General features: G+C 57.0%; 21 protein-coding genes. 15 read left to right on the top strand and 6 right to left on the bottom strand.

Annotated elements, in window-relative coordinates:
* Positions 1-7 precede the first annotated feature (7 nt).
* The 3 genes from ACZ1GS_RS04190 to ACZ1GS_RS04180 are packed head-to-tail and all read right to left on the bottom strand — an operon-like array spanning position 8 to position 3,868.
* Positions 8-1,120, bottom strand: a complete 1,113-nt coding sequence (locus ACZ1GS_RS04190) for an NAD(P)-dependent alcohol dehydrogenase (RefSeq protein ID WP_472697232.1) — start codon at positions 1,118-1,120, stop codon at positions 8-10.
* Positions 1,107-1,967, bottom strand: a complete 861-nt coding sequence (locus tag ACZ1GS_RS04185) for an isocitrate lyase/PEP mutase family protein (protein WP_472697231.1) — start codon at positions 1,965-1,967, stop codon at positions 1,107-1,109. Before ACZ1GS_RS04185 ends, ACZ1GS_RS04190 begins: the two co-directional genes overlap by 14 nt.
* Complete coding sequence (locus ACZ1GS_RS04180; RefSeq protein WP_472697230.1) at positions 1,964-3,868, bottom strand: AMP-binding protein; 1,905 nt, start codon at positions 3,866-3,868, stop codon at positions 1,964-1,966. The genes ACZ1GS_RS04185 and ACZ1GS_RS04180 overlap by 4 nt, the downstream gene beginning before the upstream one ends.
* 139 nt (positions 3,869-4,007) lie before the next feature.
* On the opposite strand from ACZ1GS_RS04180, the gene ACZ1GS_RS04175 reads away from it, so the two are divergent.
* Positions 4,008-4,349: a hypothetical protein gene (locus tag ACZ1GS_RS04175; protein WP_472697229.1), complete on the top strand. Its 342-nt coding sequence runs from the start codon at positions 4,008-4,010 to the stop codon at positions 4,347-4,349.
* Between the two features lie 11 nt (positions 4,350-4,360).
* Positions 4,361-5,452, top strand: coding sequence for a class I SAM-dependent methyltransferase (locus tag ACZ1GS_RS04170; RefSeq protein WP_472697228.1), 1,092 nt, complete (start codon positions 4,361-4,363; stop codon positions 5,450-5,452).
* Between the two features lies 1 nt (position 5,453).
* Here the strand turns inward: ACZ1GS_RS04170 and ACZ1GS_RS04165 are convergent, their stop codons facing one another.
* Positions 5,454-6,623, bottom strand: a complete 1,170-nt coding sequence (locus tag ACZ1GS_RS04165) for an FAD-dependent monooxygenase (RefSeq protein ID WP_472697227.1) — start codon at positions 6,621-6,623, stop codon at positions 5,454-5,456.
* Entirely contained in the window at positions 6,620-8,008 is a 1,389-nt protein-coding gene (locus ACZ1GS_RS04160) for an FAD-binding oxidoreductase (protein WP_472697226.1), read from the bottom strand. Before ACZ1GS_RS04160 ends, ACZ1GS_RS04165 begins: the two co-directional genes overlap by 4 nt.
* A 317-nt stretch (positions 8,009-8,325) precedes the next feature.
* Here ACZ1GS_RS04160 and ACZ1GS_RS04155 point away from each other — a divergent pair, with 317 nt between their 5' ends.
* From ACZ1GS_RS04155 to ACZ1GS_RS04125, 7 genes are read left to right on the top strand one after another with little or no spacing between them, the layout of a single operon-like run.
* Positions 8,326-9,222: an MFS transporter gene (locus tag ACZ1GS_RS04155; protein ID WP_472697225.1), complete on the top strand. Its 897-nt coding sequence runs from the start codon at positions 8,326-8,328 to the stop codon at positions 9,220-9,222.
* On the top strand, positions 9,135-9,701 hold the full coding sequence (locus ACZ1GS_RS04150) for an MFS transporter (protein WP_472698063.1): 567 nt from the start codon (positions 9,135-9,137) through the stop codon (positions 9,699-9,701). The genes ACZ1GS_RS04155 and ACZ1GS_RS04150 overlap by 88 nt, the downstream gene beginning before the upstream one ends.
* Complete coding sequence (locus ACZ1GS_RS04145) at positions 9,701-11,179, top strand: aldehyde dehydrogenase family protein (protein ID WP_472697224.1); 1,479 nt, start codon at positions 9,701-9,703, stop codon at positions 11,177-11,179. The genes ACZ1GS_RS04150 and ACZ1GS_RS04145 overlap by 1 nt, the downstream gene beginning before the upstream one ends.
* Positions 11,176-11,985 carry an alpha/beta fold hydrolase gene (locus ACZ1GS_RS04140; RefSeq protein ID WP_472697223.1) on the top strand — a complete coding sequence of 270 codons (810 nt, stop codon included), beginning with the start codon at positions 11,176-11,178 and terminating at the stop codon, positions 11,983-11,985. Before ACZ1GS_RS04145 ends, ACZ1GS_RS04140 begins: the two co-directional genes overlap by 4 nt.
* Before the next feature lie 18 nt (positions 11,986-12,003).
* Positions 12,004-12,507 carry a cupin domain-containing protein gene (locus ACZ1GS_RS04135; RefSeq protein ID WP_472697222.1) on the top strand — a complete coding sequence of 168 codons (504 nt, stop codon included), beginning with the start codon at positions 12,004-12,006 and terminating at the stop codon, positions 12,505-12,507.
* Positions 12,507-13,490 carry an ornithine cyclodeaminase family protein gene (locus tag ACZ1GS_RS04130; protein WP_472697221.1) on the top strand — a complete coding sequence of 328 codons (984 nt, stop codon included), beginning with the start codon at positions 12,507-12,509 and terminating at the stop codon, positions 13,488-13,490. Before ACZ1GS_RS04135 ends, ACZ1GS_RS04130 begins: the two co-directional genes overlap by 1 nt.
* The gene (locus ACZ1GS_RS04125) at positions 13,474-14,736 is read left to right on the top strand and encodes a serine hydrolase domain-containing protein (protein ID WP_472697220.1); all 1,263 of its coding nucleotides are present in this window, start codon (positions 13,474-13,476) and stop codon (positions 14,734-14,736) included. Before ACZ1GS_RS04130 ends, ACZ1GS_RS04125 begins: the two co-directional genes overlap by 17 nt.
* On the opposite strand, the gene ACZ1GS_RS04120 is transcribed toward ACZ1GS_RS04125, so the two are convergent.
* Positions 14,733-14,924 carry a hypothetical protein gene (locus ACZ1GS_RS04120; protein WP_472698181.1) on the bottom strand — a complete coding sequence of 64 codons (192 nt, stop codon included), beginning with the start codon at positions 14,922-14,924 and terminating at the stop codon, positions 14,733-14,735. The genes ACZ1GS_RS04125 and ACZ1GS_RS04120 overlap by 4 nt on opposite strands.
* Here ACZ1GS_RS04120 and ACZ1GS_RS04115 point away from each other — a divergent pair.
* Genes ACZ1GS_RS04115 through ACZ1GS_RS04090 form a run of 6 tightly spaced genes read left to right on the top strand, consistent with a single transcriptional unit; the run spans position 14,845 to position 19,603 of the window.
* Positions 14,845-15,156: an MFS transporter gene (locus tag ACZ1GS_RS04115; protein ID WP_472698062.1), complete on the top strand. Its 312-nt coding sequence runs from the start codon at positions 14,845-14,847 to the stop codon at positions 15,154-15,156. The two genes, ACZ1GS_RS04120 and ACZ1GS_RS04115, sit on opposite strands and share 80 nt — an antisense overlap.
* Entirely contained in the window at positions 15,047-16,141 is a 1,095-nt protein-coding gene (locus ACZ1GS_RS04110) for an MFS transporter (protein WP_472698061.1), read from the top strand. The genes ACZ1GS_RS04115 and ACZ1GS_RS04110 overlap by 110 nt, the downstream gene beginning before the upstream one ends.
* Before the next feature lie 2 nt (positions 16,142-16,143).
* A complete protein-coding gene (locus tag ACZ1GS_RS04105; RefSeq protein ID WP_472697219.1) occupies positions 16,144-17,181 on the top strand; it encodes a class I SAM-dependent methyltransferase in 1,038 nt (345 codons plus the stop codon).
* Positions 17,178-17,468: a hypothetical protein gene (locus ACZ1GS_RS04100; protein ID WP_472697218.1), complete on the top strand. Its 291-nt coding sequence runs from the start codon at positions 17,178-17,180 to the stop codon at positions 17,466-17,468. Before ACZ1GS_RS04105 ends, ACZ1GS_RS04100 begins: the two co-directional genes overlap by 4 nt.
* On the top strand, positions 17,465-18,409 hold the full coding sequence (locus ACZ1GS_RS04095) for an alpha/beta hydrolase family protein (RefSeq protein WP_472697217.1): 945 nt from the start codon (positions 17,465-17,467) through the stop codon (positions 18,407-18,409). The genes ACZ1GS_RS04100 and ACZ1GS_RS04095 overlap by 4 nt, the downstream gene beginning before the upstream one ends.
* Positions 18,410-18,412: 3 nt before the next feature.
* A complete protein-coding gene (locus ACZ1GS_RS04090; RefSeq protein WP_472697216.1) occupies positions 18,413-19,603 on the top strand; it encodes a serine hydrolase domain-containing protein in 1,191 nt (396 codons plus the stop codon).
* Positions 19,604-19,605: the final 2 nt, after the last annotated feature.

Here is a 19,605-nt window from a genome sequence, read left to right as displayed (position 1 = left end):
TTTACCTTCAGGTTTCCGCGTCGGCAAATGTCAGAACCGGCTTGATCACAGCGCCGCTGCGCTGCGCCTCAAAAGCATCGGCAATATCCTCGAATGGATATTCCGTGATCAGCTCGTCATAAGGCAGATGGCCGGCGCGATGTTGGTCGATCATCCACGGGATGAAACTGTCCGGAATGCTGTCCCCTTCGATAATGCCGGTCATGCTGGTGGTCATGAATGGCAGGCCACCCGGATGCGGCACCGAATCCTCAAACCCACCCGGCAATGTCAAAACGCCAAGATTACCGCCCGGGTGGAGACAGGCAATGGCCGTTTCGAACGTCGCCTGGGTGCCAGCGCTGTCAAGGGCATAGGATACGCCGCCGTCAGACGCGACGAACAGTTTATCAACAAAAGCCGGATCATCACCAGCGAGAAGGACATCGGCACCGTATTTTCTGGCCAGTTGCAATCGATCGGCCTGGATATCACTGGCGATAATCGGCTCACATCCGGCAATCTTGGCAGCCATGATCGCCGCCAATCCAACCGCACCACAGCCGATGACGAGCAAGGGTCGACCCGCTTTGGCCGCGAAATTGTTTAGCACCGCTCCTGCACCGGTTTGAATTCCGCAGCCCAAGGGCGCGGCCGATGCAAAATCCAGATCATCCGGAATCAGAACCGCATTGCGCTCCGTGACCAGCGCATGGGTCGCGAAGCTGCTTTGCTGGAAAAAGGCACCACCAATCTCTGTGCCATCGGGGCGCATCAGCGCCGGTCGCGGGCGCTGCCCATCAATGTTCAAGGCGATATTGTCAAAGCAATAGGCGGGATGATCATCGGTGCAATTGCGGCATTGCCCACAATATCCGAACGTCGCGACAATGCGGTCCCCCGGCTGGAACTTCCGGACAGCCGTCCCGGTAGCCAAGACCGTTCCCGCGCCTTCATGCCCGAAGACACGCGGTGTTTCGGCCCATTCCGATATTCCGATATCGGTATGACAAATAGCAGCAGCCTTGACCGCAATCACCATTTCATCGGGTAACGGGTCATCCAGCAACAGCGTCTCGATCACAGGAAGCGCGCCGTTTCCAGCGCTCACCGCCGCACGAATCTCTCTAGGCACCGCCATGCCTCCTCTGCATCGCAACCACAGCGTCAATCCCGAGCAAGCGAGACATTTCACCAAAGTCGAAATGGCCTTCGCCCTTGCTATTGGCATTGCCGGCTTTGAGATTGGCATAGAAATTTTTGGCCGCCTGCGCAGCGGCGAGCGGCGCCCCCGCCGGATAGATAACCAGTTTGGCACCCAGGTCCTGATAGTCTGCCGGCGCGAGAATGGGGGTGAAGCCGCCATGCGCGGCATTGACCAGCAGCGGTTTGCTGATTCGACTAGCCGCTTCCCTGATTTCCTCGATATCCTGCGGCGCCTCGAGAAACAGGATATCCGCTCCATTTTTAGCATAGGCGTTGAGCCTCGCAATCGCGGAGTCGAGTCCTTCGGTCCGGCGCGCGTCGGTTCGGGCAATGATCAGAATATCGCCCCCATCACGCGCCTCGACCGCGACATGCATCCGGCGGATCATCTCATCTGTTGTCACCGAAACGGCCTGACCGACATGTCCGCAGATTTTGGGAAAACCCTGATCCTCAATCTGCATCGCTGCTATTCCGGCGGCCTGATAGCCTTTGACGGCATGGGCCAGATTGGCAAGACTGCCAAAGCCGGTGTCCGCATCGGCAATGATTGGTGCTTTGCTCTTGGCAGCAAAACCGGAGAAAATCCGAACGAAGTCGCTATACCCAGCAACCCCGACATCCGGTTCGCCCATGGCGGACGCGGTGCCCCAATAGCCCGAGGCATAATGCGCATCAAAGCCGATCTCGTTGGCCATGAGCAAGCTCATATGGTCATAGATTCCCGGTGCAGCGATTATCCGGTCGCCGGCGAGTTTCGCTCTAAGATCCGCGCCGCTCATGCGCGCTCTGTCCGGTGATCAAAGAGACGAAAATATTCGTCCAACACTGCATGATCTTCAATTGTTGCCGGTATTTTCGGTTCTTCCCCATCAGCGATCTGACGGATATTCCTGCGCAATATTTTTCCGGACCGGGTCTTCGGCAACTTGTTCACCAGATAAGCCTGCTTGAACGCTGCCACCGGCCCAATTTCGCGGCGCACATCGGCGATCAGCGCCTGCACCATGGCTTCCGGCTCGATATCGATACCGGCTTTCAGCACGACGAAGCCGGCCGGGATCTGCCCCTTGAGATCATCATGAATGCCGACCACTGCGCATTCTGCCACGGCCGCATTAGCGCTGAGCACTTCTTCAATAGCGGAAGAGGAGAGACGGTGGCCTGCCACATTGATCACATCATCAATGCGGGTCATTACAAATACAAAGCCGTCCTCGTCGACATATCCTGCATCACCAGAGAGATAATATCCCTCATAGCGCTCCAGATAGGCATCAATATAGCGGTCTTCGGCATTCCACAAAGTCGGCGCCGCTCCGGGCGGCAATGGCAGTTTCGCAACGATCGCCCCGGTTTCATTGGCGGCGACGCGATGACCCTGGTCATCAAGACACTCAATATTCCAGCCAGGCATCGGAACACTGGTCGACCCGGGCTTGACGGGCAGCTGCTCGATGCCGATCGGGTTGGCACAGATGGACCAGCCGGTCTCGGTTTGCCACCAATGATCGACAACCGGTTTGCCCACCAGATTGGTGATCCATGCCAGCGTACTCGGATCGGTTCGTTCCCCGGCGAGAAACACGGCATGCAAAGCCGACAAATCGTGCGTGGTTGCCAAACCACCATCGGGATCGACCTGCTTGATCGCGCGAATGGCAGTCGGTGCCGTAAAGAAACTGCGCACCTTATGTTTCGCCATGATCTGCCAGAATATGCCTGCATCGGGTGTGCCGACCGGCTTGCCTTCAAAGATCACCGTCGGGTTGCGATTCAGCAGAGGACCATAAACAATATAGCTATGCCCGACTACCCAGCCGACATCGCTGGCCGCCCAGTAAACTTGCCCTGGAGGGCAATCATAAAGCCCCTCCATCGTCCACGCGAGAGCAACCAAATAACCGCCCGTATCGCGGACAATGCCTTTGGGCTGTCCCGTCGTTCCCGATGTGTAGAGTATGTAAAGCGGATCCGTCGCGGCGACCGGCACGCAGTCCGCCAATTGCGCTTTGGCCAGTTCGTCCGACCAGTCGAACGCACTGCCACGGGCGAGATCGGCTTCCCCCTGTTCCCTTTGCCAGAAGATCGTCGCATCGATCTCATGCGTGGCAAGGGCATAGGCATTTTCCAATATGGGCTGGTATGGCAAAATCTTCGCGCCCTCCACGCCGCATGAGGCTGCGATGACGATCTTGGGCGTGGCATCATCGATCCGGACCGCCAATTCCTTCGCCGCGAACCCGCCGAACACGACAGAATGGATTGCCCCGATCCGGGCACAAGCCAGCATGGCGATGACCGCTTCCGGAGAATTGGGCATATAGATTAACACCCGGTCCCCTTTTTCAACTCCCCGTGCGCGCAAAGCCCCGCCCAGCTTTGCAGTAGCATGCTGAAGGTCGTCAAAACTCAACCGTCGGGATATCCCGGTGACCGGGCTTTCGTAAAGGATCGCGGCTTGTTCGCCAAAACCCGCTTCAACATGGCGATCAACGCAATTATAGCAGGCGTTCAGCTCCCCGCCACCAAACCAGCGCGGTATCGATCCCTCTCCCGGCCCGACGACCTTGTCCCATTTCTTGGTCCAACTGAGCTGTTCGGCCGCCTGTCCCCAGAATCGCTCGGGCTGCTCAATCGCAAACCGGTATAAATCGGCATAGTTGTCAAATGCGGTGGTCATAATCTCTCCCTTGCCGATTTCCAGCGATAAGTTACTCTAGCTGTGATTCATATCCATTGCGCGGATATATTCATGGTCGCCTTTGAGCGACAGAAGCGCAACGGGCATGAACAAGTCTGGATAAAACGGATGACCAAAAATGACCGACGAGTCGCAAAAAATAGATATACCTGAAAATCTTGGCAATGAGATCGAGGGTAATGGCCGCGTTTATTTCGAGAATGTCGTAATCGACAATATGCTCGATGCGCTGCTGGAATTGTCGGCCACGGTTTGGACGCATCACGACCGGGTGATCGTGTTGGAGAAGATCCTTGCCGCCAAGGGCATTGACGTCAGCGACGAAATCGAAGCCCATTTGCCGGATGATGCAGAGATTGCGGTGAGAGCCGCCGAACGGGACGCATTTGTTGAACGGGTTTTCGGAGCCTTTCTGCGCCGTCCGACCCATGATTTGGCTGACAAAGTAGATATCGAATAGGAGCGAAAATTATGGACCGCGGAAATATTGGCGTCTTGCCCCGCCCAACGAAACTGGCCGATGAAAGCTATCTGGAATTTGTTACGTCTTTCCGAAAATTTGCCATCCAGAAAGGCTTTCCGGTGATGGCGGCCAACGGCGAAGCCGCACTTGGAAAAGCGCTAGAAACCGGTGCCATTGCAACGCCTGCTGACGACGAGGAATTGCCGCTGGATGAGATCAGGAAGGTTTTCGCAACCGTGCCTTTCACGCCCACCTGGCAGCGCTTTGTTCGGTCGCAACAAGAGATGATGTGGCGCGGAACCCGAAAATCTTTCCTGCGCAACGCAGACAAGATCATGGCAGATATGGCAGCTGCGGAGCAATCCCACCCCGACAATATCCACTATGACCCTGATTTCGAGCCACCCCAATATACCCGGTGCGAAATTCATTGCCAGCCGGGCGGCTATACCGATGATCCCCTGGGCGGAGCGGTCTTCCATTATGGCACCAAGATCTTCTACGAGGGTTTTAACGATCAGGACGAACTCCACATTGAATTGGCGGAGAAAGCAACCAAGCCGGCAGATGGCAAGGTTGACCGCATCCTTGACGTGGGCTGCAGCATTGGTCAGTCCACAACCGTGTTCAGGGACCTGTATCCGCAAGCGGATATCTGGGGACTGGATGTCGGATTGCCGCTCATCCGATATGCGCACATGCGTGCCGTCCAACGGGACAAGACCGTCAATTTCAAACAGGCGCTGGCGGAAGATAGCGGCTATGCCGACGATCACTTCGACATGGTGCACGCCTATATCCTGTTTCATGAAGTGCCGGTCAAGAAGATGAAGGAAATCATCGCTGAAATGTTCCGGATCTTGCGGCCTGGCGGCGTGTTTTCGATTTTCGAGTTCCCGAACAATGACAAGGGCCAGGTGCCTCCCGGCTATCGGTTCATGATTGACAATGACAGCCGCGACAATTGCGAACCCTATTCGCCAGCTTTCGTTGCGAGTGACTTCAAGGGAATCCTCGAAGCCGTCGGATTTGCAGTCGAGCCGGGCCCTGCGGTTTCAAACGAGTTCCTGCAATCGCTGATCGCGACGAAACCCGCCTGACCTATTTGACAAGCGGCACCGTCACCGGATCATAAGCGAAAATTCCAAGCGCATCTTCGTTCTTCACCGGAGCATCGCGAAACGCATAAGGATCCAAAGCCTGCAGGCGCTCCCCGCCGAGATTGGACTCCGCCTGCAGCAATGACGCCCGCTCCAGCCGGGTGTCTGCATAAATCTTGAGCGCTTGATCGGCGGTCTTCGCTTCCGCAAAAGCGCGCCCGAGAATGACGCCATCTTCAATCGCACTGGAGGCCCCCTGCCCCATATAGGGCAGCATCGGGTGCGCCGCATCGCCAAGCAAGACCGTGCGGCCACTGATCCAGTTGTCGAGCGGCTTGCGGACAAAAAGCCCCCAGCGATAGAGTTCGTCACCCGGTATCGCCTCCAGCAAGCCCTGCACGTAAGGCGCCCAACCCGCATAATGTTGCGCCAGTTCGCTTTTCTCAGCTTTGGCAGTCCAGCTTTCTTCCGCCCAGTCCTCGGCCTTGGTCAGCGCGACAATATTGACAAGATCGGTTCCCCGGACGGGATAGCTGACAATGTTGCGCCCCATCCCAAGGTGATTGATGTTGAGCCGTTCAACCGATTTCGGATCGAGCTGATCGGCCGGCACCAGCGCGCGCCAGGCGACATGGCCGCTGAACTCAGGTGGGTCACTGTCGAACAGGGCATCACGCACGGTCGATCGCAATCCATCAGCGGCGATGACAACATCCACTGTTTCGACCGTGCCGTCCTCGAACCGGAGCGTGGCCTGATCTGCGCCGCTGTCGATCGATGCAAGCGATTTGCCCATCGCACAATTTTCGCAACCGAAGGCTTCGATCAGCATCTGCAAAAGGTCGGCGCGGTGGAGTTGATAATATGCCGCCTTGTAGGTCTCCCGGCACCGGCGTCGGTCAAATGTCTTGAGCAATTCCCCGGTCTCGCCATGATATAGGCGCTGTTCCAGCGGTTCATTGGCAAGATCGGTCATCCGGCCCTGAAAGCCTAGCGACTCCAGACCCAATGTGGCATTTGGCGACATGGATATGCCGGCTCCGACTTCGCCAAATGCCGGTGCGCGCTCATAGATGCGGGGCGCGAAGCCTTGTTTTTGCAATGCAATTCCCGCTACCAGTCCCCCGATGCCGCCGCCGATTATTGCAATTTTGGTGGTCTTGTTGATCACAGTCCCAAAGCTCCTGGATTGATAATATTATCAGGGTCGAGCGCCTTTTTCAGATCGTGCAACAACTGGGCGGCTCCGCCTTCGCGGTTTTCCGCATAAGGATATAGCCGACCGATCTGGAAATGGCCGCCGCCATGGTCGTGAACCAGCGCATTAAACGCAGCCGTAAACTCGCCGACCAGTTCTCTGGCAGTCAGGTTTTCTGGATATTCCGGCATTTTTCCAGCGAGATAATCCGGCGTCAACCGATCGTGATAATCGTACAGCGCATCGGGCCAATAGAATACCGGTTCGTAGAGCAGGCCAATCCCGGCAATGCCGGCAAAAAACTCTGCAACGGTCACGTCAGCCTGTTCCATGCGGTCTGCGAAACGCGACTTCAGCGCGCTATATTCAACATGAAAATCATGCAGCGCAGAATGCGGGAAGACGCCATGAATAGGCAACATCCGGCGGCCATCCGGATGCGTCACCGGTAGAGCCGGAAACGGCGCCGCGCGGGTCATCAAGGGCACGGTGTTGACGATCTCGATTCCGGTCATCGCAAAGCTGCGTATGGCGTTTATCCGGCTTTTGAGCTCGGCCTGATCCCGACCTTCGACGACAAAATGGGCGGTATATTTGGCGCGATCGAGGAAGCGGCGGCCGCCCATCGCGATCTTGATCATCCGGCCGATGGCCGCCACGGGATTCCCCGCCGCCTGGCCAATGCGCCACATCGCCTTGGCATCTTCCAGAAGATCCGCCGGTCCGGCATTTTGGCGAGCAACATCGCCGTCCATTGCGATCATTTCTGAAGACAGCCGACGCGCTGAAAGCGCCGCAAATAGTTTCGCCATCGCATCAAAATCATCATAGGCAAAGGACAGCCCGCTGACTTGTGCCGGACGCGGTTCGATTTCGAGCGTGATTGCGGTTTTGATGCCGAGCGCGCCAGCATCATTGGCAAATATCCCGGTCAGGTCCGGACCAAAATTCCGGTTAAACGGGGATGTCCCGGCGGTCCCGTCCGAACCGCTGTGAACAATCGCACCGGTTCCGGTCACAATCTCGAAACTTTTGACCGCATTGCCGGACGCACCGGTTGTTCCCGAACCGAAGGTGATCGACCCCTGACTGAGAGAGCCCCCAACGGTCGCGGCGCCGCCCGACATGGGCCCCCAGAACCGCGCCCGCTGGCCATGTGGCGCAAGCGCGGCATCGAGATCGGCCCAGGTGCAACCCGCTTCGACCGTCACATGACCATCGTCGACCGCAATCTCGCGAATGGCCGCCAGATTGGAAAAGTCGAGCATGACCGCATTGTCGGCATGAGGCTGAAACGCATTGGTATAAGACATCCCACCGCCCCGGGGGAAAAGCGCCAACCCCGATGTCCGGCACAATCGGACAATGGCTGCGACCGATTCTCTGTCGGCGGGGCTGACGACAGCAACCGGTATTGCGCCTTCAAAAAAAGGTCCTGAGAGAAAAAACGGAGGTCAGCGGGATCGGTTGTGACAGCGTCACGGCCACAAATCGCAACCAACTGTTCCAATGGGTTTTTCTCGGCGCTTGTCACCATGTTCGCTTCCATTTTCATATGCTCGTCATGCGGTAGCATGGTTCTGAAAACGAGAGCAGCTAATCTTCTTATCCGGCTGACGGTTAAATACGCTTCTTGCCATGTGCCTAACGCAATGAAATCATATGCCCTTTATAGATGAACACAAATATATCATCACTGGACGCAAGCGCGGCTTCTCAAGCCGGACCGCTAGACAAGTCTTCATGGTCGCCCGTGCGATCATGGCTGGTCGTGGCCGCTTTGTCCTTCGCGGGGATTGTCAGCTATATTGATCGCCAGATCATCAATCTGCTGGTCGACCCGATCAAGGCCGACCTTGGGCTTTCCGATGTTCAGATCAGCTTGCTCCAAGGCTTCTCCTTTGCACTGCTATACGCGGTGATGGCCATTCCGCTCGCGTGGCTGGCCGATCGCCACAATCGCAAATGGGTAATATTGGGCGGCCTGATCATATGGTCGGCGGCAACCTTCGGGAGCGGATTGGCCATGGGCTTCGCTTTTCTGTTCTTTGCCCGGATGCTGGTCGGCGTTGGTGAAGCGACCCTGTCTCCAGCGGGATTTTCGATGATCAGCGATTATTTCCCAAAAGAGAAGCTGCCGGCCGCGATCAGCGTATTTACCGGCACCGGATTTCTGGGGTCAGGTTTGGCGCTAATCATTGGCGGTTATCTATATGCAGAACTGGTCAAACTCGGTCCGACGACGCTACCATTTGGGACGTTCCAGCCCTGGCAACTTACCTTTTTTGCGGTCGCCCTGCTCAGCGTACCGGTCTTTTTATGTCTCTTGCTGATCCGTGAACCGGCTCGCAAGGACGGCAATGTCGTGCTGGCCGCCGAGGACGCACCACCAGCGCTGGAAATCCTGAGTTTCATCCGGTCCCATGCAACGGTATTCTTTCCGCTTTTTTCGGCTTCTCCTGTTTTGCCGCCGCCCAGTTCGGCATTGGCGCCTGGGCACCGAGCTATTTCATCCGCGTTCATGCATGGACCCAACTCGAAGTCGGTCAGTATTTTGGTCCGGTGGTCATGATTGGCGGACTGGCCGGCGTGATCGCTGGCGGGTTTGCAGCGGAGCGGATGCTCGCCAATGGCAGCAATGACGCCACATTGCGCTTGCCGATGATGGCAATCGTCTGTGCCCTGCCATTCGCGATCGCTTTTCCATTGGTCTCGTCACCCTGGATCGCATTGGCGTTGCTGGCCCTGGTACTGTTCTTCGGAACCGTCCCGTTCGGCGCTGGCGTCTCGACCTTTCCGCTTATCACCCCCAATCGCATGCGCGCACAGGTTATCGCCATCTATTTGCTGATTGCCAATCTGCTCGGCTATTCGGCCGGGCCGCTGCTTGTTGCCTGGCTGACCGACAGAATATTCCAATCGCCCGACGCGATTGACCAGTCCCTGGCACTGGCACCCCCGACGACCATGCTCGTCGGCCTGGCGCTCGTATTGCTGGCGCTTAAACCCTATCAGAACATGATAAGAAAAATGGAAACGGAGACTCTTTAATGGCCTTGATTACCCTCGCTCCAGAAACAGAATCATTCATCGGCAAAAGTCAAAAACTGTTGATCGGCGGCCAATGGCAAGATGCCGGCAGTGACGCCTTGATTGACGTGGTGAATCCAGCCGACGGACAGCGCATTTCCGGAATCGGCGATGCCAGCGAGGCGGATGTCAACCACGCGGTTGCGACAGCGCGAACGGCCTTTGAAGCCGGGGCATGGCCCGAAATGAAGCCGGGCGAACGCTCGCGGGTCATCCATAAAATCGCAGATCTCATGGAGAGTCACGCCGAGGAACTGGCGCAGCTGGAGACACTCGACAACGGCAAACCGATAAATTTCGCGCGCGGCGACGTATTCGCATCAATCGGTGCGTTCCGATATTATGCGGGCTGGGCCGACAAGATCCAGGGCACCACACACACGATCAACCTTCCCGGTGACCATCATGTCTATACGGTGAAAGAACCAGTGGGTGTCGTCGCCTTGATTGTGCCATGGAATTATCCGTTGGTCATGGCAGCGATGAAATTGGGCCCCGCTCTGGCCGCAGGCTGTACCTGCGTTCTGAAACCCGCGGAAGATACCTCGCTGTCGGCGCTGCGGCTGGGCGAACTGGCGCTCGAGGCCGGTCTTCCGGAAGGCGTGTTGAACATTGTCACCGGCTATGGTCACACCGTTGGCAATGCGCTCGTCAATCATCCGGATATCGACAAGATCGCGTTTACCGGTTCGACCGCGACCGGCAAGGTGATTGCCCATGCTGCGGCAGAAAATCTGACCAAAGTGACGCTGGAACTGGGCGGCAAGTCGCCCAATATCATCATGCCGGATGCCGACCTGGAAAAGGTTATTCCGGCTTCGGCCATGGGAATCTTCTTCAACAGCGGTCAGACTTGCACTGCCCCTTCGCGGATTTATGTGCATGAAGATGTGAAAGAGGAAGTGATCAAGGGCATTGCTGCGGTCGGCAAATCGATGAAACTGGCCCCCGGTCTCGACGAAGAAAGCATGATGGGGCCGCTGGTGTCTGCCAAGCAATTTGAACGAGTCAGTGGATATATCGAAGCGGGTCAGAAAGAAGGCGCTGAAATCGCTTCCGGTGGGGTTCGCTATGGCGATGAAGGCTATTTTCTCGAGCCGACGATTATCGATCAGACCAACAACAGCATGAAAGTGGTGCAGGAAGAGATTTTTGGCCCTGTGCTGGTCGCCCAGAGCTTCAAGACTGAAGAGGAAGCGCTTAGCTTGGCTAATGACACGCAATTCGGACTGGCCGGGGCGGTATGGACGCGCGATATTTCGACCGCACATCGCATGGTCAGCAAGATCAAGGCCGGGATCATGTGCATCAATGCGGTGATGGGCGCCGACTGGGACGTACCGTTGGGCGGATATAAGCAATCCGGGATCGGTCGTGAAAATGGCAAAGACGGCCTGGAAAACTATCTCAACACCAAAACCGTGTTCACAGCCCTATGAGCACCATTCCGACCGATATCCAGCGGATCAATGTGGGCGATGCGGAAATCCATGTCGAGACCACCGGCAGCGGCCCTGACCTCATGCTGGTGGCCGGACTGGGCGGACGCGGCGCATTCTGGACCAATCAGGTCCAGGCATTTGCCGCGCATTTTCGGGTCATCACCTTTGACCATCGGGGCTGCGGCAACAGCACCCCGGACAAGGTCGTCTATGGTGCCGAGCATATGGCGCAAGATGTCTTGGCGCTGATGGATGCGATGAATATTGGGCAGGCCAGCCTAGTCGGCCATTCGACCGGCGGAGCGATCGGTCAGCATATCGCACTGGATCGGCCGGACCGTCTTAAAAAACTGGTCCTGTCGTGCAGCTGGGCCGGTCCCGATACCTATCTCACCGAGCTGTTCAGAACCCGCCGCGAGATTCTGATCAGCTGCGGACCGTTGGCTTATCTGACGATCGGAACCTATCTCGCCATGCCGAGCGCGACCCTGCAGCCGCAGATGACGTCCGCCCGGGCCTTTATGGAAGAACGGCTGGCCGCATTTCCTGGTCTCGAGGTCGAGCTGTCGCGCATCAATGCCGTCTATACCCATGATTTGCGCAGCCGCTTGCACAAGATCACGGTCCCGACCCTGTGCATTGGCGCGCAAGATGATCAGATCACGCCGCCTGGCTTTACCGAGGAAATGGGTCAGCTCATCAACGGCAGCGAGACCCATTTGCTGGAACGCGGCGGCCATTTCTGTCCCATCGCATCCACACCGTCCTACAACGCGCGGGTGCTGGAATTTTTGAAGACATAGGGACGACATAAGGAGGCCATGATGGCGCATGACATTACAAAGGGACGTTCGGTCATCGTGGGCCCTGATGAAGGGCGATCCCTTTGGCAACCCATGCCCTCGCGCGGTTATGTCGACGTCAATCTCACGCCCGACAATATGCCCTATGACACATTTTCCAGCGGCGTTCAGGTCATGCCGCCAGGCTGCATGGTTCGCGAACATGGCCACAAGCAAAATCACGAGCTGGTCTTTGTCTACGAGGGCACAGGCGAAGTCGATATCGACGGCGTGGTCACATCGTTTGTGCCTGGCACGACAATTTTGTTCGCGCGAAACTGCACCCACTGGATCAAGAATACCGGTGATTGTGATCTCAAAATGTTCTGGGTCTTCTTCCCTCCCGGTCTCGAAGACTGGTTCTATGCGATCGGCAGGGACCGGCAGCCCGGCGATCCCATGCCGGAACCGTTTGACCGCCCTGACAATGTGCAGGACGTGATGGACAAAATGCGGTTTCTGCCGCCCCGGGACGCTGGTTGATGCGGATCATCTCCCAATCCATGGTCGAGCGGCTGTTGCCGGTCCATGATTGTGTGGCGGTCATGCGAGACGCCATGGTCGCGACATCGCGGCGCGACGTGACCCTGCCAATCCGGCAATTCATGCCGGTGCCCAATGCGCCTGGGAAACTCGCGATCATGCCGGGCACCCTGGGTGATCCGGCTTGCTTTGGGATCAAGCTGGTGTGCAAATATGACCGCCCGCAGGACGACCCGCTTGGCACGCATGTCGGCATGGTGATGCTGTTTGACAGCGCCAAGGGCATCCCGCTCGCGATGATCGAAGGCAGTTCCTTGACCGCCATTCGTACGTCCGCCGCCAGCGCACTAGCCACCGATCTGCTGGCCCGCAAAGATGCCCGGCGACTGGCGATTATCGGAACGGGAGAACAAGCGATGCGCCATGTCCACGCCATGCTGGCCGTACGCACGATCGATCATGTCACAGTCTGGGGGCGAGACGGCGCGCGCACCGATCGGTTCGTCAAAAAAATCGCCGTCGACACGGGTGTTACAGCGATCGCCGCGCCAACCACCGCAGACGCCCTCGCCCATGCCGATGTGATCTGCACGACGACGGCCGCGAAGGAACCGGTTGTTTTTGGCAAGGATCTGCAACCCGGCCAGCACCTGAATCTGGTTGGCTCGGCAATCCCCACCGCTGCGGAAGTGGATGATGCGACAGTTGCACGATCGAAATATTATGTCGACTATCGCGAAGCAGCGCTGGCCGCTGCGGGTGAATTGCTTGGAGCCATCGACCGGAAAATAGTGTCCGAAGACCATATCGCCGGAGAAATTGGCGCCGTAGCCGACGGCAACACACCCGGCCGCGACGATGCCGAGCAAATCACGCTCTACAAGTCACTGGGTGTCGCGTCGCAGGATCTGGCGGCCGCCCATGCGGTGTGGCAAATGGCTGAACAGGAAAACAAGGGGATGACAATTGACCTTATGGACTAAACCGGCCCTTTTTCTTTTGCCGCTTGCTTTGACGATTGCCGGTTGTGTCAGCGCCCAGCCCCCCGCGATGGATAAGGCCGGTGAAGAGGCGCTCTACATGCAACGCTACCAAGCGCAGCAAAATGCGGCGATCGCCGGCGGCGGACTGCCGGCCTATGATCCTCTGGAAACCGTGCGCGGCGCACCTGGCGATGTGCCGCTGCCGACCGCTGCACCGCGGATCACCGCGAACGCTCTGAATCAGGCCGAAAAATTTGCCGGAGAGCGCAACAGTTCCTCCTTTCTGGTGTGGCATGACGGTGCGTTGGTAAAAGAGCGATATTTCGGCGGCGCGGACGGTGACACGCTGATCAATGCCAAGTCATTGGCCAAACCGCTCACCGCGATCATCATCGGCCGTGCGATCGAGCAAGGCCATATCCGATCGCTCGACCAGCCGGCGGCTGATTTCATCACCGAATGGAAAGACGATCCCGGCAAATCGCAGATTCTCGTGCGCCATTTGCTCGACATGCGTTCGGGTTTATTGCCGCAGGCGCGCGGCACGGGGCCTGAAGATGTGCTCAACCGCGCCTATCTGCATCCCCGTCATGATGAGGTCATTATCAATGACTATCCGTTGGTCAACGCGCCCGGGTCCCGGTACGAATATGCCAATGCCAACTCAGAATTGGTCGCCCCGCTGATCGAGCGCGCCACTGGCCAGCGCTATCATGATTATGTCAGTGACGCGCTGCTCATCCCGATCGGAGCGCAAGGCGGAACCGTATGGGTGAACCGCCCCGCCGGCACCGCGCACGCCGGATGCTGTATTCAACTGCCCGGTCAGACTTGGGCGCGACTGGGCATCCTGCTGCTCAACGATGGCATCTGGGACGGTGAGCGATTGCTGCCCGAAGGCTATGTCCGTCAGATGCGGACAGCGACCGCAGAAAACCCGCATGCCGGACTCGGAGTCTGGATTGCTGGCCCCTATGTCAAGGGACGCGGCCCGCTCAATCCCTCTATTGACGCTGGCAAGACCCTGCACAGCGCGCCCTATGCCGACCAGGATCTGTTCCTGTTCGACGGCAATGGCAGTCAGGTCGTATATATCGTCCCCTCCCAAAAACTGGTCATCGTGCGAACAGGCGATCGCCCACCCACAGACAAGCCCTGGGACAACAGCTACATCCCCAATCTCATCATAAACGCAATTCAGCGGGACGCCGATGATCCGCAACCTGTACCGCAACAAGGGAACTAAGAGCGCATGGCTACAATAGCACCAGCTTCGGCAGCTCCGACGCCGACCACGCTGCCCGTTTCGTTGAAACTGGGCTGGGGGTCTGGCGCCTTCGGTGTCGCCTTGCTGATGAACGGGGTCTCCGGTCTGATCCTGTTGTTCACCGCCAGTATCCTGCAAATCGAACCATGGCTGGCGGGTCTCGTCATCTTCCTCGCCAAACTGGTCGATGTCGTGACGGATCCGGTGGTTGGGGTTTGGAGCGACCGCTTCAGAATCGCCAAAAGGCCGGCGCAGACCTTTTCTGTTGTGGGGCGCCATTGCCGGCGCGATCAGCTTTGCGCTGATTTTTACCGCACCGTCCTTCGAGAACCAGTATCTCACGGCCTTCTATATTTTCATTGTCCTGAGTTTTTACGCCCTCGCCTACACAATCTATAACATTCCCTACATGTCGATGCCTGCAGAGATGACCGACAGCTACCATGAGCGATCCTCGATCCACGCCTATCGTATGGTGTTCATCTCGCTCGGCTCTTTCATCGCCACAGCGGGCGTGAAAGTCGTGCTCGAACATCTCGGTAAAACCGAGCCGTCAAGCTATGCGATTGTCGGCGTCGGTTGTGCCATATTGATCCTGATCAGCACCCTTGTCGCCTATTTCACGACCGCGTCTGCGCGCTTTACAAACGGGGCCGAAAAGAGCAGCAAAAGCAACACAGCCCAGGTGATTCACGAGTTTAATGCGGTGCGCAGCAATCGCCATTTCCTGCGCTTGATCGGTGTCAAATTTGCGCAACTGCTTGGCGTTCAGACCTCTGGTGCAGCCTTTGCCTATTTTTTCGTTCAGAGCCTTGAGCGCGATTTCAACATCTTGGCGATTTTTGGCACGACTGTTACAATCTCGACGATTATCTTCGCACCGCTGCTCGTCAAATTTTCAAAACGCTTCGGCAAGAAGAACACCTATTATGTCGCGGCGAGCGTCAATATCTTCTATGCCCTGAGCTGGTCTCTGGCGAGCGAAGGCGAGCCGCTCTGGTCCATCGTCCTGCGGGGGGCATTTGTCGGGATCGCGTTTACAGGTAATGTTGTGATGGCAATGTCGATGCTGACCGACATTATCAATGCAGACGCAAAACGCACCGGCGTGCGGCGCGAGGGTGCGTTCACGGCGCTATACAGCTTTGTCGAAAAGCTTACTGGAGCAGTCGGGCCGTTGATCGTCGGTTTTGCGCTTTCGATCGCTGGCTTTAACAACAAATTGCCGTTTGATGTTCCGCAAGGTGGCAATGTCGACATGGCGCTGTTGATGTCGGTCAGCTGGCTGCCGGCAATTTTTGGCCTGATCGCAATTTTTATATTGTCGGGTTACAAGCTCACCGAAGAAGAAACCAAAGCCGCACAAGACGTCGAAGGAAACTAGTGATGGAACTGCAAAATCCGAAACTCAAGCAACGCGGCCGAGCGTCCGTCGATTTTCTGGCCCAGATGGGCATAGCCGCCGGCCCGGTCTTGCAAAAGGTCGGCGCGGAAATCGAACAGAAGATCGATATTGCGGCTTTGCCAGACGATCTCGATGACCGGGACGACGCGATCAACGCGGCGCTGTCCACGTCATCGGCTTACGCCACGCAACGGCTGATGGGTGACTGGCATGGCCGCAGCCACGGCGCGATTGCCATTGAGGCTTTTGAGGAAATTCAGCCCGATCTGCAGCCCGTGCTTGATGCCTGTACCGAAGGCCCAGCCACGCTCACGCTCGATCCGGCATTTGATCTACCGGACTATTGGGACGGTGTGCATTTCCACCGCACCAGCGGAGGATGGGATGGCCATGACCATATGGGTTATGTGCATGGCGAGATTATTCACAAAAAAATGGTCGCCCGCTTTTTCCCCGGTGGCATATTTGCCCAGCGCCAGACGGTGGCGGAAATGGCACCCCGCGAGAGCTACAAACGCATTTTGGACATGGGATGTTCAAGCGGTCATTTCACCACAGCACTAGCCAACACTTATCCGGACGCCGAGATTACTGGAATTGACTTGTCTGCCCGCATGCTCGAGCACGCCCATCGCACGGCCAATGCCAATGACTGGAGCTGGAAACTCTACCAGCGGGCCGCCGAAGACACCGGTTTTGATGATGAGAGCTTTGATCTGGTTGCCTCTTATATTCTGATCCACGAAATCCCGGCGGATGTCATCAAAAGGGTCTTCTCGGAGGCCTATCGGCTACTCGAACCCGGCGGGGATATGATCATGTCCGATGCTACCCGTTATGCGGATCTCGACAAGCTCGGCGTTTGGAAAGCGGATCGCGGCGCGAAATATGGCGGAGAGCCGTTCTGGCGGGAAGCAGCGCGCCTTGATCTTGCCGACATTGCCCGCAAGGCTGGATTTGTCGATGTTTCGGCAGAAGGCATTTATCCGCATGTCGTACAGGGAAGAAAGCCGCGATGAGTGGGCCCAATCGTGATGACCCGCGGAGTTATAACGTCCCGGAAGGCCCGCTGTTACAGCCGGAACAAACCGACAATCTCGGCCGGGCGTTGATCAGCCTGATGCGGGAAGTCTGCGTGCTGACCGACCGCCAGATGGTGCTGGAAAAGATTCTGGCGGACAAGGGGATTGATGTCACCGACGCGGTTGACAATTATCAGCCAGACGAGGCCATGCAAAAGCGCCTGGACCAGCAAACCGGAGCCATTATCCAGACGATTATTGGCGACCTGACCGGCAAGGCGTGATCGACCACCGAGGCCTCATACGCGTTGCTCTTGCGCTCTGGATTGCGTTGCTCGCGATTGGACCTGTCCCCGCTCTTGCGCAGCAGCCGGGCGATTGCCCCGACCCGCCAGCGGTAATAGAAATTCAAACCGAACTGGACCGTCCCGACGGCCGGACATTTCCGGTGACACTCATCGTGCCAGAAAGCAAAGGCGCCTATCCTGTGGTTTTGTTTTCCCATGGCAATTTCGCCAGTCCCGACCGCTACCGCAAGATGCTGCACCCTGTTGCGGCCGCCGGCTATGTGATCATCGCCCCCACCCATCGCGATGCCGAAATCCTCAAACTGGACCCCAAGCCAAGACCGCAAGTCATTTGGCAAACCCGCAACGAGGAAATGGCATTTCTGGCAACAATCCCCGAGACCCTATTAAAGCTGCTGCACAAACGCGGAATCAGGATCGATGCCGATAAAAAGGCGGTTATGGGGCATAGCTATGGGGCTCTCATCGCCCAACTGACGGCTGGCGCGATTGCAACCGAGCCCGATGGCCAGCGCCGAAACCGGACGATTATGGGCGTTGATGCGCTGGTGGCCTGGTCTCCGCCCGGTCCAATCGCAAAAATGATCGATGCCAAGGGGTGGTCCACCATAGCGACACCCAGTCTGACCATCACCGGCACAGCGGATATCCTGCCGGGATTTATTGATGACTGGAAACAGCACAAGGCGGCGTATCATGCGACTCCAAAAGGCAGTCGGTGGTTGTGGGTCGGCGACCAGGTTGATCATTATTTCGATGGCATGTTTGGACGCCCCGGGCCGGGGCGGCGCCTCATTGCCGAACGATTTGACCACGCTCTGGCAACCACCATCCACTTTCTCGATTCGCATCTGAAACCGCAAAGCGACAGCCGCAGCCCGGAATCGATGGCCGGCGTTTCGGTTGCAAAGGACTAGAATATGATACGCGCGATCCTCTTGATAACCATGTTCTCGTTCCTCTCTGCTTGCGCCGCCAACGCGACGAAAACCATGCCACAACGCGATATCAAAGCGGCGGCTGAAGCCCTGAAGGGCGCTAGCGTGTTGAATGTTGACTTGTACCAGCCGGTCACCACGATCGGCGAAAAATGCACGGTTCGTCCGCTGGAGAAAAACGAAAAGGATTTAAGCCGATCTCTCAGCGTGGCGCTTTCTGCAGCACAGAAATATTCCGAAGCCCAGAAAGGCGTAGGCCTGATTGTCATGAAAAATGGCAAGATGATCCACGAAAGCTACACCGGCGACAGTTCCGCGCAGACCCGCACCGACAGCTATTCGATGCATAAGTCGCTGCTGGCGTTGGTGGTGGGAATCGCGATAGACGACGGAATTTTCGCGTCGATTGACGATCCTGTCGGATCCTATATCGCCGAATGGAAAGACGATGCGCGCGGAAAAATAACGTTGCGCCAGTTACTGCAGATGGAAAGCGGTATAAAGCTCTACAGCTTTCAAGATCCCGGTTTGAAGTCTCTCGAACTGCTGCTGGCTGCCGATATCAACGCGGTCGCGCTGGATCACCCGTTGATCGATGCACCCGGGCAGGAATTTCGCTACAATAATGCGAACAGCCAGATTGTCGGCCTGGCCCTGCAACGGGCCTTGCAGAAAAATGGCGGCATGAAATATGCCGACTATCTGGAAGCCAAAATTTGGTGTCCACTTGGCAATGGTCCTGCTCAACTGTGGATGGATCGCGAAGACGGATCACCGCACTATTTTTCAGCCCTGTTTACCACTCCCCATAATTGGGTACGCGTGGGCGAATTGATCCGCAATCGCGGCACCGTTCAGGGCCAGCGGATTCTGGCTAAGACATGGCTCGACGAGATGATCAGACCGGCACCGACAAACCCCAATTACGGCCTGCATATCTGGCTCGGCTCCCCGCATGTCAACAAGCGGCGCTACAGCACGCAAAACCCCTTGAGTGTGACGCATAGCGCAGCCTATCTCGCAGACGATGTCGCCTTTTTCGACGGCTTTGGCGGACAGCGGGTTTACATCATCCCATCGCAAGGACTGACCATTGTCCGCACCGGTCAGGTCAATATGGCCTATGATGATTCCATCATCGTCAACCTGATTCTCAAAGGCCTGGGCGCGTGATA

The organism is Parasphingorhabdus sp. W113 (assembly GCF_055693205.1).
This window is presented reverse-complemented; position numbering and strand designations above follow the sequence as displayed.

Bases quoted from the DNA above. Each gene is read 5' to 3' on its own strand.
- ACZ1GS_RS04155 (WP_472697225.1), top strand. From the start codon at position 8,326: ATGAACACAAATATATCATCACTGGACGCAAGCGCGGCTTCTCAAGCC.
- ACZ1GS_RS04170 (WP_472697228.1), top strand. From the start codon at position 4,361: ATGGACCGCGGAAATATTGGCGTCTTGCCCCGCCCAACGAAACTGGCC.
- ACZ1GS_RS04145 (WP_472697224.1), top strand. From the start codon at position 9,701: ATGGCCTTGATTACCCTCGCTCCAGAAACAGAATCATTCATCGGCAAA.
- ACZ1GS_RS04090 (WP_472697216.1), top strand. From the start codon at position 18,413: ATGATACGCGCGATCCTCTTGATAACCATGTTCTCGTTCCTCTCTGCT.
- ACZ1GS_RS04180 (WP_472697230.1), bottom strand. From the start codon at position 3,868: ATGACCACCGCATTTGACAACTATGCCGATTTATACCGGTTTGCGATT.
- ACZ1GS_RS04175 (WP_472697229.1), top strand. From the start codon at position 4,008: ATGACCGACGAGTCGCAAAAAATAGATATACCTGAAAATCTTGGCAAT.
- ACZ1GS_RS04115 (WP_472698062.1), top strand. From the start codon at position 14,845: ATGAACGGGGTCTCCGGTCTGATCCTGTTGTTCACCGCCAGTATCCTG.
- ACZ1GS_RS04105 (WP_472697219.1), top strand. From the start codon at position 16,144: ATGGAACTGCAAAATCCGAAACTCAAGCAACGCGGCCGAGCGTCCGTC.
- ACZ1GS_RS04140 (WP_472697223.1), top strand. From the start codon at position 11,176: ATGAGCACCATTCCGACCGATATCCAGCGGATCAATGTGGGCGATGCG.
- ACZ1GS_RS04190 (WP_472697232.1), bottom strand. From the start codon at position 1,120: ATGGCGGTGCCTAGAGAGATTCGTGCGGCGGTGAGCGCTGGAAACGGC.
- ACZ1GS_RS04130 (WP_472697221.1), top strand. From the start codon at position 12,507: ATGCGGATCATCTCCCAATCCATGGTCGAGCGGCTGTTGCCGGTCCAT.
- ACZ1GS_RS04135 (WP_472697222.1), top strand. From the start codon at position 12,004: ATGATGGCGCATGACATTACAAAGGGACGTTCGGTCATCGTGGGCCCT.
- ACZ1GS_RS04100 (WP_472697218.1), top strand. From the start codon at position 17,178: ATGAGTGGGCCCAATCGTGATGACCCGCGGAGTTATAACGTCCCGGAA.
- ACZ1GS_RS04185 (WP_472697231.1), bottom strand. From the start codon at position 1,967: ATGAGCGGCGCGGATCTTAGAGCGAAACTCGCCGGCGACCGGATAATC.
- ACZ1GS_RS04120 (WP_472698181.1), bottom strand. From the start codon at position 14,924: ATGACGAGACCCGCCAGCCATGGTTCGATTTGCAGGATACTGGCGGTG.